Here is a 16,121-nt window from a genome sequence, read left to right on the forward strand (position 1 = left end):
CCCCCTTAGAACACAGTGCAAAGAACTTCGCCGCCGACACCGGCAGCGCGCGCAGCACGATCCGTCATCACACCTTTGTTGGTGGAGACGATAGACACGCCAAGACCGCCACGAACTTTCGGCAGATCTTCAACGGACTTGTACTGACGCAGGCCTGGACGACTAACGCGCTTCACTTCTTCGATAACCGGACGGCCTTCGAAGTACTTCAGCGAGATGGACAACGACGGCTTAGCGTCGGTGGTGATCTGAAAATCCGCGATGTAACCTTCGTCCTTCAGGACTTTTGCTACAGCCACCTTCAGCGTGGAAGACGGCATGCTTACGACAGACTTTTCAGCCATCTGGGCATTACGGATTCGAGTTAGCATGTCCGCTAACGGGTCCTGCATACTCATGGGCTAGACGCTCCTAAAACAGAAAAATTAGCCTTGCGGCTACTACTTGTCGCCGAGAACTTCCGGGCATGAACAACACGGGCTCAGGCGAGCCGGTCATTCTAGACACACCCCAGAAATGAATCAAGCCCCAAAAGGGGCTTGATTCACATTCAAGGCCACCGATGGTCAGGTTCTTGCAAACCCGACCATCAAGGCTTTGACAACGATTACCAGCTGGCTTTAACCAGACCTGGAACGTCACCACGCATTGCAGCTTCACGCAGCTTGTTACGGCCAAGGCCGAACTTGCGGTAAACGCCGTGCGGACGACCAGTCAGGCGGCAACGGTTACGCATGCGCGAAGCGCTTGCGTCACGTGGTTGCTTCTGCAGAGCTACGGTAGCTTCCCAGCGCGCTTCTGGACTTGCGTTCAGATCAACGATGATAGCTTTCAGCGCTGCACGCTTGGTGGCGTACTTGGCAACGGTGAGCTGACGCTTCAGCTCACGGTTTTTCATGCTCTTCTTGGCCATTTTCCTACTCCAATCAGTTGCGGAACGGGAATTTGAAAGCACGCAGCAGAGCGCGGCCTTCATCATCGTTCTTGGCAGTGGTGGTCAGGGTAATGTCCAGACCGCGGAGAGCATCGATCTTGTCGTAGTCGATTTCCGGGAAAATGATCTGCTCTTTCACGCCCATGCTGTAGTTACCACGACCATCGAAGGACTTGGCATTCAGGCCGCGGAAGTCGCGAACCCGAGGCAGGGAGATCGACAGCAGACGATCCAGGAACTCGTACATACGCTCACGGCGCAGAGTCACCTTGACGCCGATCGGCCATCCTTCGCGGACTTTGAAGCCAGCGATGGATTTACGAGCGTAGGTCACAACGACTTTCTGGCCGGTGATCTTTTCCAGGTCAGCAACAGCGTGCTCGATGACTTTTTTGTCGCCGATCGCTTCGCCCAGACCCATGTTCAGGGTGATCTTTGTAACGCGCGGAACTTCCATCACGTTCGAAAGCTTAAGTTCTTCCTTAAGTTTCGGAGCGATTTCCTTCCGGTAAATCTCTTTTAGTCGTGCCATGGTCTTCTACCTAGCAGTGTTCAAGCATCAACCGCTTTTTGGGTCGACTTGAAGACACGAATTTTTTTACCGTCTTCTACTTTGAAACCAACGCGGTCAGCCTTGTTGGTTTCGCCATTGAAGATGGCTACGTTAGAAGCGTGCAGTGGCGCTTCTTTCTCGACGATACCGCCTTGTACGCCCGACATCGGGTTAGGCTTGGTATGACGCTTGACCAGGTTCAGACCACCAACAACCAGACGGTTGTCAGCAAGAACCTTCAGCACCTTACCGCGCTTACCTTTGTCTTTGCCGGCGATCACGATGATCTCGTCGTCACGACGAATCTTTTGCATGTCGGATCTCCTTACAGCACTTCTGGGGCGAGCGAGACGATCTTCATGAACTTCTCAGTACGAAGTTCACGGGTCACTGGCCCAAAGATACGGGTGCCGATCGGCTCTTGCTTGTTGTTCAGAAGAACAGCAGCGTTGCCATCAAAGCGGATAATGGAGCCATCAGCACGACGTACGCCGTGACGAGTGCGGACTACAACAGCAGTCATCACTTGGCCTTTTTTCACTTTACCGCGAGGAATTGCTTCCTTCACGGTAACTTTGATGATGTCACCGATACCAGCGTAACGACGATGGGAGCCACCCAGCACCTTGATGCACATAACACGGCGAGCGCCGCTGTTATCGGCCACATCGAGCATGGATTGAGTCTGAATCATATAATTTCTCCGACCCCTAGTCCTTAGACTTCCACAGCGCGTTCGAGAACATCAACCAGCGCCCAAGACTTGGTCTTGGCCATCGGACGAGTTTCACGAATAGTGACTTTGTCGCCGATGTGGCACTGATTGGTTTCGTCGTGCGCGTGCAGCTTAGTCGAACGCTTAACGTATTTACCGTAGATCGGGTGCTTAACGCGACGCTCGATCAGAACGGTGATGGTTTTGTCCATCTTGTCGCTGACAACACGGCCAGTCAGCGTACGGACAGTTTTTTCGGCTTCAGCCATGATCACTTACCTGCCTGCTGGTTAAGCACAGTCTTCACGCGAGCGATGTCACGCTTAACTTGCGAGAGCAGATGAGACTGCCCCAACTGGCCAGTTGCTTTCTGCATACGCAGATTGAACTGGTCGCGCAGCAAGCCGAGCAGTTGCTCGTTCAGCTGCTGTGCGGATTTTTCACGAAGTTCATTCGCTTTCATCACATCACCGTCCGTTTAACAAAGGCGGTGGCGAGCGGCAGCTTTGCAGCAGCCAGGGCAAAAGCCTCACGCGCCAGCTCTTCAGTTACACCCTCGATTTCATACAGGACTTTGCCTGGCTGAATCTGGGCAACCCAGTATTCCACGTTACCCTTACCTTTACCCATACGAACTTCGAGGGGCTTTTTGGAGATCGGCTTGTCCGGGAATACACGGATCCAGATCTTGCCGCCACGTTTAACGTGACGGGTCAGAGCACGACGCGCTGACTCGATCTGACGAGCGGTGAGACGACCACGAGCTACAGACTTCAGCGCGAACTCGCCGAAGCTGACTTTGCTACCGCGCTGAGCCAGACCACGGTTGTGGCCTGTCATCTGCTTGCGGAACTTCGTACGCTTAGGTTGCAACATTTGGCGTACCCCTTACTTAGCAGCTTTTTTACGAGGCGCTGGTGCTTGTGGTTTCAGTTCTTCTTGGCGACCACCAATTACTTCGCCTTTGAAGATCCAAACCTTTACACCGATCACACCGTAAGTGGTGTGAGCTTCGTAGTTGGCATAGTCGATGTCGGCACGCAGGGTGTGCAATGGCACACGACCTTCGCGATACCATTCAGTACGTGCGATTTCAGCACCGCCGAGACGACCGCTCACTTGGATTTTGATGCCTTTGGCACCAATGCGCATGGCGTTCTGTACAGCGCGCTTCATAGCGCGACGGAACATTACGCGACGCTCCAGCTGCTGAGCTACGCTCTGCGCAACCAGCATACCGTCGAGCTCCGGCTTGCGGATCTCTTCGATATTGATGTGCACAGGCACACCCATTTGCTTGGTCAGGTCCTGACGCAGTTTCTCAACATCTTCACCTTTCTTCCCGATAACGATACCTGGACGAGCGGTGTGAATGGTGATACGTGCAGTTTGCGCCGGACGATGGATATCGATACGGCTTACGGACGCGCTTTTTAGTTTGTCTTGGAGATACTCGCGCACCTTCAGATCAGCGAACAAATAGTCCGCATAAGTCCGACCGTCTGCGTACCAGACGGAGGTGTGCTCCTTGACGATTCCCAGGCGAATGCCAATGGGATGTACTTTCTGACCCATCTCTTCGACTCCGTTACTTGTCAGCAACCTTGACAGTGATATGGCAAGACCGCTTGACGATGCGATCAGCACGGCCTTTGGCACGTGGCATGATGCGCTTCAGCGAACGCCCTTCGTTGACGAAAACGGTGCTGACCTTCAGGTCATCAACGTCTGCGCCTTCGTTATGCTCGGCGTTGGCTACGGCCGACTCCAGCACTTTCTTCATGATCTCGGCGGCTTTCTTACTGCTGAAAGCCAACAAGTTGAGCGCTTCGCCCACCTTCTTCCCGCGAATCTGGTCGGCGACCAAGCGGGCTTTCTGGGCGGAGATTCGAGCGCCCGACAACTTAGCGGCTACTTCCATTTCCTAACCCCTTAACGCTTGGCTTTCTTGTCTGCCACGTGCCCACGATAAGTGCGGGTACCGGCAAACTCGCCCAGTTTGTGGCCGACCATGTCTTCGTTAACGAGAACTGGGACGTGTTGACGACCGTTGTGTACTGCGATGGTCAGACCGACCATTTGTGGCAGGATCATGGAACGACGCGACCAAGTCTTAATTGGTTTGCGATCGTTCTTTTCCGCCGCCACTTCGATCTTCTTCAGTAGGTGAAGATCAATAAAAGGACCTTTTTTCAGAGAACGTGGCACTGTCGTATCCCTCTATTTACTTGCGACGACGGACGATCATTTTGTCGGTACGCTTATTACCACGAGTCTTCGCGCCCTTAGTCGGGAAGCCCCATGGCGATACCGGATGACGACCACCAGAGGTACGACCTTCACCACCACCATGTGGGTGGTCAACCGGGTTCATGGCAACACCACGAACGGTTGGGCGAACGCCACGCCAGCGTTTGGCACCAGCTTTACCCAGCGAACGCAGGCTGTGCTCGGAGTTCGAGACTTCGCCCAGCGTCGCACGGCATTCAGCCAGGACTTTACGCATTTCACCGGAGCGAAGACGCAGGGTAACGTACACACCTTCACGAGCGATCAGCTGAGCCGAAGCACCAGCGGAACGAGCGATCTGTGCGCCTTTACCTGGCTTCAATTCGATGCCGTGTACGGTGCTACCAACTGGAATGCTGCGCAGTTGCAGCTGGTTACCCGGCTTGATCGGAGCCAAAGCACCCGAAATCAGCTGGTCGCCAGCGCTCACGCCTTTAGGGGCGATGATGTAACGGCGCTCGCCGTCTGCGTACAACATAAGAGCAATGTGAGCAGTACGGTTTGGATCGTATTCGATACGCTCGACAGTGGCTGGAATGCCATCTTTGTCGTTGCGACGGAAGTCGACCATACGATAATGCTGCTTATGACCACCACCGATGTGACGCGTGGTAATACGGCCATTGTTGTTACGACCACCAGTCTTCGATTTTTTCTCGAGCAGCGGTGCGTGAGGAGCGCCTTTATGCAGCTCCTGGTTGACCACCTTGACCACAAAACGGCGGCCAGGGGAAGTCGGTTTGCATTTAACGATTGCCATGATGCACCCCTTCCTTACTCAGCACTGCTGCTGAAATCGAGATCTTGGCCTGGCTGAAGGGAGATAACTGCCTTCTTCCAGTCATTGCGCTTGCCCAGACCGCGAGCCGTGCGCTTGCTCTTACCCAGAACGTTCAGGGTAGTAACACGCTCAACTTTCACGCTGAACAGGCTTTCGACGGCCTTCTTGATTTCCAGCTTGGTTGCGTCAGTTGCAACCTTGAAAACGAACTGGCCTTTCTTGTCAGCCAGAACCGTAGCCTTCTCGGAAACGTGCGGGCCAAGCAGAACTTTAAATACGCGTTCCTGGTTCATCCCAGCAGCTCCTCGAATTTCTTCACGGCCGACACGGTGATCAACACCTTGTCGTATGCGATCAGACTAACTGGATCGGAACCTTGAACGTCACGTACATCGACGTGCGGCAGGTTACGAGCAGCCAGGTACAGGTTCTGATCAACAGCGTCCGACACGATGAGAACATCGGTCAGGCTCATGTTGTTCAGCTTGCCCAGCAGATCTTTGGTTTTTGGAGTTTCAACAGCGAAATCCTGAACCACGATCAGACGATCAGTACGCACCAGCTCAGCAAGGATGGAACGCATTGCTGCGCGATACATCTTCTTGTTCAGCTTCTGGGAGTGATCCTGTGGACGAGCTGCGAAAGTGGTACCGCCGCCACGCCAGATAGGGCTACGGATAGTACCGGCACGAGCACGGCCAGTACCTTTCTGACGCCATGGGCGCTTACCGCCACCACGAACGTCGGAACGGGTCTTTTGCTGCTTGCTACCCTGACGGCCGCCGGCCATATAGGCCACGACTGCTTGGTGAACCAGCGTCTCGTTGAACTCGCCGCCAAATGTCAGTTCGGAAACTTCGATCGCTTGAGCGTCATTTACATTTAATTGCATGTCAGCTTCCCCTTAACCGCGAGCCTTGGCTGCTGGACGTACAACCAGGTTGCCGCCAGTAGCGCCAGGAACAGCACCCTTGACCAACAACAGATTGCGTTCAGCGTCCACGCGCACTACTTCCAGGGACTGCACGGTCACGCGCTCAGCGCCCATATGACCGGACATTTTTTTGCCCTTGAATACACGACCAGGAGTCTGGCACTGGCCGATAGAGCCTGGGACGCGGTGGGATACGGAGTTACCGTGGGTGTTATCTTGCCCGCGGAAATTCCAACGCTTGATCGTACCCTGGAAGCCTTTACCTTTGGACTGACCGGTTACATCAACCAGTTGACCAGCAGCGAAGATTTCAGCGTTGATCAGATCGCCAGCCTGGTAGTCGCCTTCTTCAAGACGGAACTCCATGACAGTGCGACCAGCGGCAACGTTCGCCTTAGCGAAGTGGCCAGCTTGAGCAGCTGTAACACGCGAAGCACGACGCTCGCCTACAGTGACTTGCACTGCACGATAGCCATCGGTCTCTTCAGTTTTGAACTGGGTGACGCGATTCGGTTCGATCTCAATGACCGTGACCGGAATGGAGACACCTTCTTCGGTGAAAATACGGGTCATACCGCATTTACGACCGACTACACCAATAGTCATGTTGTAAACCTCATGAGTGTACGGGGCTTTCACCCGCTATGGCCGCCCATTTCAGAGCGTTACACGACTAAGACCGAGTCTTAGCCGAGGCTGATCTGCACTTCCACACCGGCCGCAAGATCAAGCTTCATAAGAGCATCAACGGTTTTATCCGTTGGCTGGACGATGTCCAGAACGCGCTTATGAGTGCGGATTTCGTACTGGTCACGCGCGTCTTTGTTGACGTGCGGGGAAACCAGAACGGTGAACCGCTCTTTACGGGTAGGCAGTGGAATTGGACCACGCACTTGAGCACCAGTACGTTTCGCGGTTTCCACGATTTCCTGGGTTGATTGGTCGATCAGGCGATGGTCAAAAGCCTTCAACCTGATACGGATTTGCTGATTTTGCATTGGATTTCAGACTCCGGCTGCTATTCCCACCGAGCGCAATACGCCCGTTAAAAGGAGGCGCAATTCTATAGACGCCCCAGATAGGTGTCAACCCAATAAAAAAGCCCCCGCTGAGCGGGGGCTTTTTCAATTCACCAAGCTAACTCTATAAAAGAGATTACTCGATGATTTTGGCTACGACGCCAGCGCCGACGGTACGACCGCCTTCACGGATAGCGAAACGCAGACCATCTTCCATCGCGATGGTTTTGATCAGGGTAACAACCATTTTGATGTTGTCGCCCGGCATTACCATTTCTACGCCTTCCGGCAGTTCGCAGTTACCAGTTACGTCGGTAGTGCGGAAGTAGAACTGTGGACGGTAGCCTTTGAAGAACGGAGTGTGACGACCGCCTTCTTCCTTGCTCAGCACGTACACCTCAGCTTCGAACTTGGTGTGCGGCTTAACCGAACCCGGCTTAACCAGAACCTGACCACGCTCAACGTCGTCACGCTTGGTGCCGCGCAGCAGAACGCCGCAGTTCTCGCCAGCACGACCTTCGTCGAGCAACTTACGGAACATTTCAACACCGGTGCAGGTGGTGACGGTAGTGTCACGCAGACCAACGATTTCCAGTGGATCTTGAACCTTAACGATACCGCGCTCGATACGACCGGTTACAACAGTACCGCGACCCGAGATCGAGAACACGTCTTCGATTGGCATCAGGAACGGCTTGTCGATAACACGAACTGGATCCGGAATGTAGCTATCCAGAGTTTCAACCAGTTTACGAACGGACGTAGTGCCCATTTCGTTATCGTCTTTGCCTTCCAGAGCCATACGAGCAGAACCGATGATGATCGGAGTGTCGTCGCCTGGGAAGTCGTAAGTGCTCAGCAGATCGCGCACTTCCATCTCAACCAGTTCCAGCAGCTCAGCGTCGTCTACCAGGTCAGCCTTGTTCAGGTAAACCACGATGTACGGAACGCCAACCTGGCGGGACAGCAGGATGTGCTCACGGGTTTGCGGCATCGGACCATCAGCGGCCGAGCAAACCAGGATTGCGCCGTCCATCTGGGCAGCACCGGTGATCATGTTCTTCACATAGTCAGCGTGACCCGGGCAGTCAACGTGAGCGTAGTGACGGATCAGCGAGTTGTATTCAACGTGCGCGGTGTTGATGGTGATACCACGAGCTTTTTCTTCTGGTGCGCTGTCGATCTTGTCGAAGTCAACGATTGCGGAACCGAAAACTTCGGAGCAAACGCGAGTCAGAGCAGCAGTCAGAGTGGTTTTACCGTGGTCAACGTGACCGATGGTGCCAACGTTGACGTGCGGTAGGGAACGATCAAATTTTTCTTTAGCCACGACAATTAACTCCTAGCCTAAAGGGGCTGAATCAGCCTTGTTTTTTGGTAACAGTCTCGACGATGTGCGCCGGGGCTGTATCGTATTTTTTGAATTCCATAGAGTAGCTTGCGCGACCCTGGGACATGGAACGAACGTCGGTCGCATAACCGAACATCTCACCCAGTGGCACTTCGGCACGAATTACCTTGCCGGACACCGTGTCTTCCATACCCTGGATCATGCCGCGACGACGGTTAAGGTCGCCCATCACATCACCCATATAGTCTTCAGGCGTAACAACCTCTACCGCCATGATCGGCTCGAGCAACTCACCACCACCCTTCTGGGCCAGTTGCTTGGTCGCCATGGAAGCAGCCACTTTAAACGCCATCTCGTTGGAGTCGACGTCGTGGTAAGAACCATCGAACACGGTAGCCTTCAGGCCGATCAGCGGATAGCCGGCAACGACGCCGTTCTTCATCTGCTCTTCGATACCCTTCTGGATAGCCGGGATGTATTCCTTAGGAACCACACCACCTACTACTTCGTTCACGAATTGCAGACCTTCCTGACCTTCGTCAGCAGGAGCAAAACGGATCCAGCAGTGACCGAACTGGCCACGACCGCCGGACTGACGAACGAACTTGCCTTCGATTTCGCAGTTCTTCGTGATGCGCTCACGATAGGAAACCTGAGGCTTGCCGATGTTGGCTTCGACGTTGAACTCACGGCGCATCCGGTCAACCAGGATGTCCAGGTGCAGCTCGCCCATGCCGGAGATGATCGTTTGACCAGTCTCTTCATCAGTTTTAACGCGGAAAGACGGGTCTTCCTGAGCAAGTTTGCCCAGAGCGATACCCATTTTTTCCTGGTCATCCTTGGTCTTAGGCTCTACGGCAACCGAAATAACCGGCTCCGGGAAGTCCATACGAACCAGGATGATTGGCTTGTCAGCGTTGCAGAGGGTTTCACCAGTGGTGACGTCCTTCATGCCGATCAGGGCCGCGATGTCGCCAGCGCGTACTTCCTTGATCTCTTCACGGGCGTTTGCGTGCATTTGCACCATACGACCCACGCGCTCTTTCTTGCCTTTAACCGAGTTGATCACGCCGTCGCCGGAGTTCAACACGCCCGAGTAAACGCGGACGAAGGTCAAAGTACCCACGAATGGGTCGGTAGCGATCTTGAACGCCAGAGCCGAGAACGGCTCCGCATCGTCTGCATGACGCTCCAGCTCGACTTCTTCGTTATCCGGGTCAGTACCCTTGATAGCAGGAATGTCAGTTGGTGCAGGCAGGAAGTCGATAACGGCGTCGAGAACCAGGGGAACACCCTTGTTCTTGAAGGAAGAACCGCAGACAGCCAGAACGATTTCGCCGGCGATAGTACGCTGACGCAAAGCAGCTTTGATCTCTTCGATCGTCAGCTCTTCGCCTTCCAGGTACTTGTTCATCAGCTCTTCGTTGGCTTCAGCAGCAGCTTCAACCATGTTGTTGCGCCACTCTTCAGCCAGCTCTTGCAGCTCGGCAGGAATGTCCTTGCGAACAGGGACCATACCTTTGTCAGAGTCGTTCCAGTAGATAGCTTGCATGTTGATCAGATCAATCTGACCCTGGAAGTTATCTTCAGAACCGATGGCCAACTGAATCGGCACCGGAGTGTGACCCAGACGCTGCTTGATCTGACCGATCACGCGCAGGAAGTTGGCGCCAGCACGGTCCATCTTGTTTACGTAAACAAGACGTGGAACGCCGTACTTGTTGGCTTGACGCCATACGGTTTCCGACTGAGGCTCAACACCCGAAGTACCGCAGAACACAACGACAGCGCCGTCGAGTACGCGCAGGGAACGCTCAACTTCAATAGTGAAGTCTACGTGGCCCGGGGTATCGATTACGTTGAAGCGATGCTCGTCTTTGTACTGCTTCTCGGAACCCTTCCAGAAGGCGGTGATGGCAGCAGAAGTAATGGTAATACCACGCTCCTGCTCCTGCACCATCCAGTCTGTGGTCGCGGCGCCATCATGCACCTCGCCCATTTTGTGACTTTTGCCGGTGTAAAAAAGGACGCGCTCGGTGGTGGTGGTTTTACCAGCATCCACGTGAGCGACGATACCGATGTTACGGTAGCGACTAATCGGAGTAGTACGAGCCATAAAGCCCTCGCAAAATTAGTGAAGCTAAAATTAGAAGCGGTAGTGCGAGAAAGCTTTGTTGGCTTCGGCCATACGGTGCACGTCTTCACGCTTCTTAACAGCAGCACCTTTACCTTCAGCAGCATCCAGCAGTTCGCCAGCCAAACGCAGAGCCATAGACTTCTCGCCACGCTTACGTGCGAAGTCTACCAACCAGCGCATTGCCAGAGCGTTACGACGGGAAGGACGAACCTCGACCGGAACCTGGTAAGTAGCACCACCTACGCGGCGCGACTTCACTTCGACCAGCGGAGCGATGGCGTCGAGTGCTTTTTCGAAGAGTTCCAGGGGATCGGTGCCAGCCTTACGGGTCGCAACGGTTTCCAGGGCACCATAAACGATACGCTCGGCAACGGCTTTCTTGCCGCTTTCCATAACGTGGTTCATGAATTTGGCGAGGATCTGGCTTCCGTATTTCGGATCGTCCAGAATCTCACGCTTTGCTGCTACGCGACGTCTTGGCATGATAAGCCCTCAAGCGGTCTTCAGGTTAGCTCGGGACAGATCCAATGGATGCGTGCCCGACCTTACTCTTATCGACTCAATAAAATGAAAATCTGCAAAACGGCCGATTACTTCGGACGCTTGGTACCGTACTTCGAACGACCTTGGTTACGACCTTTAACGCCGGAAGTATCCAGGGAGCCGCGAACGGTGTGGTAACGAACACCTGGCAAGTCTTTTACACGACCGCCGCGGATCAGTACCACGCTGTGCTCTTGCAGGTTGTGGCCTTCACCACCGATGTACGAGGAAACCTCGAAACCGTTGGTCAGACGCACACGGCATACTTTACGCAGTGCCGAGTTAGGTTTTTTCGGCGTAGTGGTGTACACACGGGTGCACACGCCACGACGTTGCGGGCAGTTCTGCAGCGCAGGTACGTCGGATTTCTCGACGATACGCTTACGCGGCTGACGTACCAGCTGGTTGATAGTTGCCATCTACTAGCTCCACTGTTGTCTTGCGACGCTATTGTCTTGCAAGAAAAGCAAAATGGCAGGAACGAATTCCCGCCAAATTTAGGGGATCAAGAGTCTAAAGAGGATCTTGCCCCCAGTCAAGGCAAGGCCCCGACCTCCCCGCCCCTCGAACCTCGACAAATTGTCTCGATTCGATGAACGGAGCGATCAGGGCCTTACGCTCATTTATCGCAGAACTCAGTTACCGCTCGAGTTCAGCGCTTCGGTCAGTGCAGCTTCCACTTCACTGGCGCTTACGCGCAACGGTTTGTCAGCTTCACGACGACGCTTGCGCTCGCTGTGATAAGCCAGACCGGTACCGGCCGGGATCAGACGACCCACAACCACGTTTTCTTTCAGGCCGCGCAGGTAATCGCGCTTGCCGGTTACGGCCGCTTCGGTCAGTACGCGAGTGGTTTCCTGGAAGGAAGCCGCCGAGATGAACGATTCGGTCGACAACGACGCCTTGGTAATACCCAGTAGTACGCGAGTGTACTTGGACACGAACTTGTCTTCGCCGCCCAGACGCTCGTTCTCTACCAGTACGTGAGTGAGTTCCATCTGGTCGCCCTTGATGAAACTGGAATCGCCGGATTCAGCGATCTCAACTTTACGCAGCATCTGACGCAGGATGGTCTCGATGTGCTTATCGTTGATCTTCACGCCTTGCAGACGGTAAACGTCCTGGATCTCGTTAACGATGTACTTGGCCAGCGCGCTCACACCCAGCAGACGCAGGATGTCGTGCGGATCGCTTGGGCCGTCGGAGATAACTTCGCCGCGGTTTACCTGTTCGCCTTCGAACACGTTCAGGTGACGCCACTTCGGAATCAGCTCTTCATACGGATCGCTACCATCGTTCGGGGTAATAACCAGACGGCGCTTGCCTTTGGTCTCTTTACCGAACGCGATGGTGCCGCTGACTTCAGCCAGAATCGACGCTTCTTTCGGACGACGAGCTTCGAACAAGTCGGCAACACGCGGCAGACCACCGGTGATGTCACGGGTTTTCGAAGTTTCTTGCGGGATACGAGCGATAACATCACCGATCGCAATCTTCGCACCGTCCGCAACACCGACCAGGGCGTTGGCTGGCAGGAAGTACTGAGCGATAACGTCAGTGCCTGGCAGCAACAGATCCTTGCCGTTGTCGTCGACCATCTTCACTGCAGGACGGATTTCCTTACCGGCAGCTGGACGATCTTTCGCGTCGAGTACTTCAATGTTGGTCATACCGGTCAATTCGTCAGTCTGACGCTTGATCGTGATGCCTTCTTCCATGCCCACGTAGGTCACGGTACCTTTCATTTCGGTAACGATTGGGTGAGTGTGCGGATCCCACTTGGCCACGATTGCGCCAGCGTCGACCTTGTCACCTTCTTTAACCGAAATCACGGCACCGTATGGCAGCTTGTAACGCTCACGCTCACGACCGAAGTCATCAGCGATTGCCAGCTCACCGGAACGGGACACAGCTACCAAGTGACCATCCACTCGCTCAACGTGCTTCAGGTTGTGCAGACGGACGGTACCGCCATTCTTCACCTGAACGCTGTCGGCTGCGGAAGTACGGCTTGCCGCACCACCGATGTGGAACGTACGCATCGTCAGCTGGGTACCCGGCTCACCGATGGACTGGGCAGCGATAACGCCGACCGCTTCACCGATGTTCACCTGGTGACCACGAGCCAGATCACGGCCGTAGCACTTGGCGCAGATGCCGTAGCGGGTTTCGCAGCTGATCGGCGAACGCACGATCACTTCGTCGATGCTGTTCAGCTCGATGAACTCGACCCACTTCTCGTCAACCAGAGTGCCGGCAGGAACGATAACGTCCTCGGTACCTGGCTTGAATACGTCACGGGCGATAACACGACCCAATACGCGCTCACCCAACGGTTCTACAACGTCACCGCCTTCAATGTGCGGAGTCATCAGCAGACCGTGTTCGGTGCCGCAATCGATCTCGGTTACAACCAGATCCTGCGCCACGTCTACCAGACGACGAGTCAGGTAACCGGAGTTCGCAGTTTTCAACGCGGTATCCGCCAGACCTTTACGAGCACCGTGAGTCGAGATGAAGTACTGAAGTACGCTCAAACCTTCACGGAAGTTCGCAGTAATCGGCGTTTCAATGATGGAACCGTCCGGCTTGGCCATCAGACCACGCATACCGGCCAGCTGACGAATCTGTGCTGCGGAACCCCGCGCACCCGAGTCGGCCATCATGTACATCGAGTTGAAAGACTCTTGATCGACTTCAACACCATGACGGTCGATGACTTTCTCTTTCGAGAGGTTGGCCATCATCGCCTTGGAAACTTCGTCGTTCGCTTTCGACCAAAGGTCGATCACTTTGTTGTACTTCTCGCCCTGGGTTACCAGGCCGGAGGCGTACTGGCTCTCGATCTCTTTCACTTCGTCGGTGGCAGCACCGATGATGCGGGCTTTTTCATCCGGGATAACGAAGTCGTTAACACCGATGGAAACGCCGGAAATGGTCGAGTAAGCGAAACCGGTGTACATCAACTGGTCAGCGAAGATCACGGTCTCTTTCAGACCAACCACGCGGTAGCACTGGTTGATCAGTTTCGATATCGCCTTTTTCTTCATCGGCAAGTTGACGACGTCGTACGACAGACCTTTTGGCACAACCTGGAACAGCAGCGCACGGCCGACAGTAGTGTCGACGATACGGGTACCGCTCACGCTGTTGCCGTCACGGTCGTTGACGGTTTCGTTGATACGAACTTTAACCTTGGCGTGCAGTGCGGCTTCGCCGGCACGGAACACACGGTCAACTTCCTGCAGATCCGCGAATACACGACCTTCGCCCTTGGCGTTGATCGCTTCACGAGTCATGTAGTACAGACCCAATACAACGTCCTGCGACGGAACGATGATTGGCTCACCGTTAGCTGGCGACAGAATGTTGTTGGTCGACATCATCAACGCACGCGCTTCGAGCTGGGCTTCCAGCGTCAGCGGTACGTGCACGGCCATTTGGTCGCCGTCGAAGTCGGCGTTGTACGCGGCGCAGACCAGCGGGTGCAGCTGGATAGCCTTACCTTCGATCAGTACCGGTTCAAACGCCTGGATACCCAGACGGTGAAGAGTCGGTGCACGGTTGAGAAGAACCGGGTGTTCGCGAATCACTTCAGCGAGAACGTCCCAAACCTCTGGCAGTTCGCGCTCGACCATTTTCTTGGCCGCTTTGATGGTGGTCGCGAGACCACGCATTTCCAGCTTGCCGAAAATGAACGGTTTGAACAGCTCGAGAGCCATCTTCTTCGGCAGACCGCACTGGTGCAGACGCAGGGTCGGACCTACGGTAATTACCGAACGACCGGAGTAGTCAACACGCTTACCAAGCAAGTTCTGACGGAAACGACCTTGCTTACCCTTGATCATGTCAGCCAGGGATTTCAGAGGACGCTTGTTCGAACCGGTGATAGCGCGGCCACGACGACCGTTGTCGAGCAGTGCATCGACAGCTTCCTGCAACATACGCTTTTCGTTGCGCACGATGATGTCCGGAGCGGACAGATCCAGCAGGCGCTTCAAACGGTTGTTACGGTTGATCACTCGACGATACAGATCGTTGAGGTCGGAAGTCGCGAAACGACCGCCATCCAACGGGACCAGTGGACGCAGATCTGGCGGCAGAACCGGCAGAACGGTCAGCACCATCCACTCTGGCAGGTTGCCGGAACCCTGGAAGGCTTCCATCAACTTCAGACGCTTGGACAGCTTCTTGATTTTGGTTTCGGAGTTGGTTTGCGGAATCTCTTCGCGCAGACGGCCAATCTCGTGCTCCAGGTCGATAGCGTGCAGCAGTTCGCGGACAGCCTCAGCACCCATGCGGGCGTCGAAGTCGTCACCGAACTCTTCCAGCGCTTCGAAGTACTGCTCGTCGTTCAGCAGCTGACCTTTTTCAAGTGTGGTCATGCCTGGATCGATAACGACATAGCTCTCGAAGTAGAGAACGCGTTCGATATCACGCAGGGTCATGTCCATCAGCAAGCCGATACGGGACGGCAGCGATTTCAGGAACCAGATGTGGGCAACCGGCGAAGCCAGTTCGATGTGCGCCATGCGCTCACGACGAACCTTGGCCAGTGCAACTTCAACGCCGCACTTCTCGCAGATCACACCACGGTGCTTCAAGCGCTTGTACTTACCGCACAGGCACTCGTAATCCTTTACCGGGCCAAAGATCTTGGCGCAGAACAGGCCGTCACGCTCAGGTTTGAACGTACGGTAGTTGATGGTTTCCGGCTTTTTAACTTCACCGAACGACCACGAACGGATCATCTCAGGCGAGGCCAATCCAATACGGATGGCGTCGAACTCTTCGACTTGACCCTGGTTTTTCAGCAAATTCAGTAGGTCTTTCAAGGCCTTTCCTCCTGGCGGAGCAGAGAGCGG

Annotated in this window: 21 protein-coding genes; all 21 read right to left on the reverse strand. The window is 54.6% G+C overall.

Annotated features, from left to right (window positions below; translation table 11 throughout):
- Positions 1–5 precede the first annotated feature (5 nt).
- Entirely contained in the window at positions 6–398 is a 393-nt protein-coding gene (gene rpsH, locus ACA043_RS26350; protein WP_007966178.1) for a 30S ribosomal protein S8, read from the reverse strand.
- Positions 399–607: 209 nt separating this feature from the next.
- Positions 608–913, reverse strand: a complete 306-nt coding sequence (gene rpsN, locus ACA043_RS26355; protein ID WP_003228726.1) for a 30S ribosomal protein S14 — start codon at positions 911–913, stop codon at positions 608–610.
- 13 nt (positions 914–926) lie between these two features.
- A complete protein-coding gene (gene rplE / locus ACA043_RS26360; RefSeq protein ID WP_003210069.1) occupies positions 927–1,466 on the reverse strand; it encodes a 50S ribosomal protein L5 in 540 nt (179 codons plus the stop codon).
- A gap of 20 nt (positions 1,467–1,486) precedes the next feature.
- The gene (gene rplX / locus ACA043_RS26365) at positions 1,487–1,801 is read right to left on the reverse strand and encodes a 50S ribosomal protein L24 (protein ID WP_003186046.1); all 315 of its coding nucleotides are present in this window, start codon (positions 1,799–1,801) and stop codon (positions 1,487–1,489) included.
- 11 nt (positions 1,802–1,812) lie between these two features.
- Positions 1,813–2,181 carry a 50S ribosomal protein L14 gene (gene rplN, locus ACA043_RS26370; protein ID WP_002555479.1) on the reverse strand — a complete coding sequence of 123 codons (369 nt, stop codon included), beginning with the start codon at positions 2,179–2,181 and terminating at the stop codon, positions 1,813–1,815.
- Between the two features lie 23 nt (positions 2,182–2,204).
- Positions 2,205–2,471 (reverse strand): 30S ribosomal protein S17, encoded by a 267-nt coding sequence (gene rpsQ, locus ACA043_RS26375; protein ID WP_003194644.1) that lies wholly within the window; start codon positions 2,469–2,471, stop codon positions 2,205–2,207.
- A gap of 2 nt (positions 2,472–2,473) precedes the next feature.
- The gene (rpmC, locus tag ACA043_RS26380; protein WP_002555481.1) at positions 2,474–2,665 is read right to left on the reverse strand and encodes a 50S ribosomal protein L29; all 192 of its coding nucleotides are present in this window, start codon (positions 2,663–2,665) and stop codon (positions 2,474–2,476) included.
- Entirely contained in the window at positions 2,665–3,078 is a 414-nt protein-coding gene (rplP, locus tag ACA043_RS26385) for a 50S ribosomal protein L16 (protein WP_003232424.1), read from the reverse strand. The genes rpmC and rplP overlap by 1 nt, the downstream gene beginning before the upstream one ends.
- A 12-nt stretch (positions 3,079–3,090) precedes the next feature.
- Complete coding sequence (rpsC, locus tag ACA043_RS26390) at positions 3,091–3,777, reverse strand: 30S ribosomal protein S3 (protein WP_003176422.1); 687 nt, start codon at positions 3,775–3,777, stop codon at positions 3,091–3,093.
- A 13-nt stretch (positions 3,778–3,790) separates the two neighbouring features.
- Positions 3,791–4,123 carry a 50S ribosomal protein L22 gene (rplV, locus tag ACA043_RS26395; protein WP_003103908.1) on the reverse strand — a complete coding sequence of 111 codons (333 nt, stop codon included), beginning with the start codon at positions 4,121–4,123 and terminating at the stop codon, positions 3,791–3,793.
- A gap of 11 nt (positions 4,124–4,134) precedes the next feature.
- Positions 4,135–4,410 (reverse strand): 30S ribosomal protein S19, encoded by a 276-nt coding sequence (rpsS, locus tag ACA043_RS26400; protein ID WP_003228731.1) that lies wholly within the window; start codon positions 4,408–4,410, stop codon positions 4,135–4,137.
- A gap of 16 nt (positions 4,411–4,426) precedes the next feature.
- A complete protein-coding gene (gene rplB / locus ACA043_RS26405) occupies positions 4,427–5,251 on the reverse strand; it encodes a 50S ribosomal protein L2 (RefSeq protein WP_042561342.1) in 825 nt (274 codons plus the stop codon).
- A 14-nt stretch (positions 5,252–5,265) separates the two neighbouring features.
- The gene (rplW, locus tag ACA043_RS26410) at positions 5,266–5,565 is read right to left on the reverse strand and encodes a 50S ribosomal protein L23 (RefSeq protein ID WP_002555488.1); all 300 of its coding nucleotides are present in this window, start codon (positions 5,563–5,565) and stop codon (positions 5,266–5,268) included.
- Positions 5,562–6,164, reverse strand: a complete 603-nt coding sequence (rplD, locus tag ACA043_RS26415; RefSeq protein WP_150602056.1) for a 50S ribosomal protein L4 — start codon at positions 6,162–6,164, stop codon at positions 5,562–5,564. Before rplD ends, rplW begins: the two co-directional genes overlap by 4 nt.
- 12 nt (positions 6,165–6,176) lie before the next feature.
- Positions 6,177–6,812, reverse strand: a complete 636-nt coding sequence (gene rplC / locus ACA043_RS26420; protein ID WP_007253310.1) for a 50S ribosomal protein L3 — start codon at positions 6,810–6,812, stop codon at positions 6,177–6,179.
- 80 nt (positions 6,813–6,892) lie between these two features.
- Positions 6,893–7,204: a 30S ribosomal protein S10 gene (rpsJ, locus tag ACA043_RS26425; protein WP_003186070.1), complete on the reverse strand. Its 312-nt coding sequence runs from the start codon at positions 7,202–7,204 to the stop codon at positions 6,893–6,895.
- A 157-nt stretch (positions 7,205–7,361) separates the two neighbouring features.
- Entirely contained in the window at positions 7,362–8,555 is a 1,194-nt protein-coding gene (tuf, locus tag ACA043_RS26430; protein WP_003176426.1) for an elongation factor Tu, read from the reverse strand.
- A gap of 31 nt (positions 8,556–8,586) precedes the next feature.
- Positions 8,587–10,692 (reverse strand): elongation factor G, encoded by a 2,106-nt coding sequence (gene fusA, locus ACA043_RS26435; RefSeq protein WP_187679960.1) that lies wholly within the window; start codon positions 10,690–10,692, stop codon positions 8,587–8,589.
- Positions 10,693–10,722: 30 nt separating this feature from the next.
- The gene (gene rpsG, locus ACA043_RS26440; RefSeq protein WP_007916467.1) at positions 10,723–11,196 is read right to left on the reverse strand and encodes a 30S ribosomal protein S7; all 474 of its coding nucleotides are present in this window, start codon (positions 11,194–11,196) and stop codon (positions 10,723–10,725) included.
- Positions 11,197–11,303: 107 nt separating this feature from the next.
- Positions 11,304–11,675, reverse strand: coding sequence for a 30S ribosomal protein S12 (rpsL, locus tag ACA043_RS26445; protein ID WP_003186084.1), 372 nt, complete (start codon positions 11,673–11,675; stop codon positions 11,304–11,306).
- Positions 11,676–11,891: 216 nt separating this feature from the next.
- Positions 11,892–16,091, reverse strand: a complete 4,200-nt coding sequence (gene rpoC, locus ACA043_RS26450) for a DNA-directed RNA polymerase subunit beta' (protein ID WP_016984189.1) — start codon at positions 16,089–16,091, stop codon at positions 11,892–11,894.
- Positions 16,092–16,121: the final 30 nt, after the last annotated feature.

The organism is Pseudomonas sp. LBUM1648, assembly GCF_059716145.1.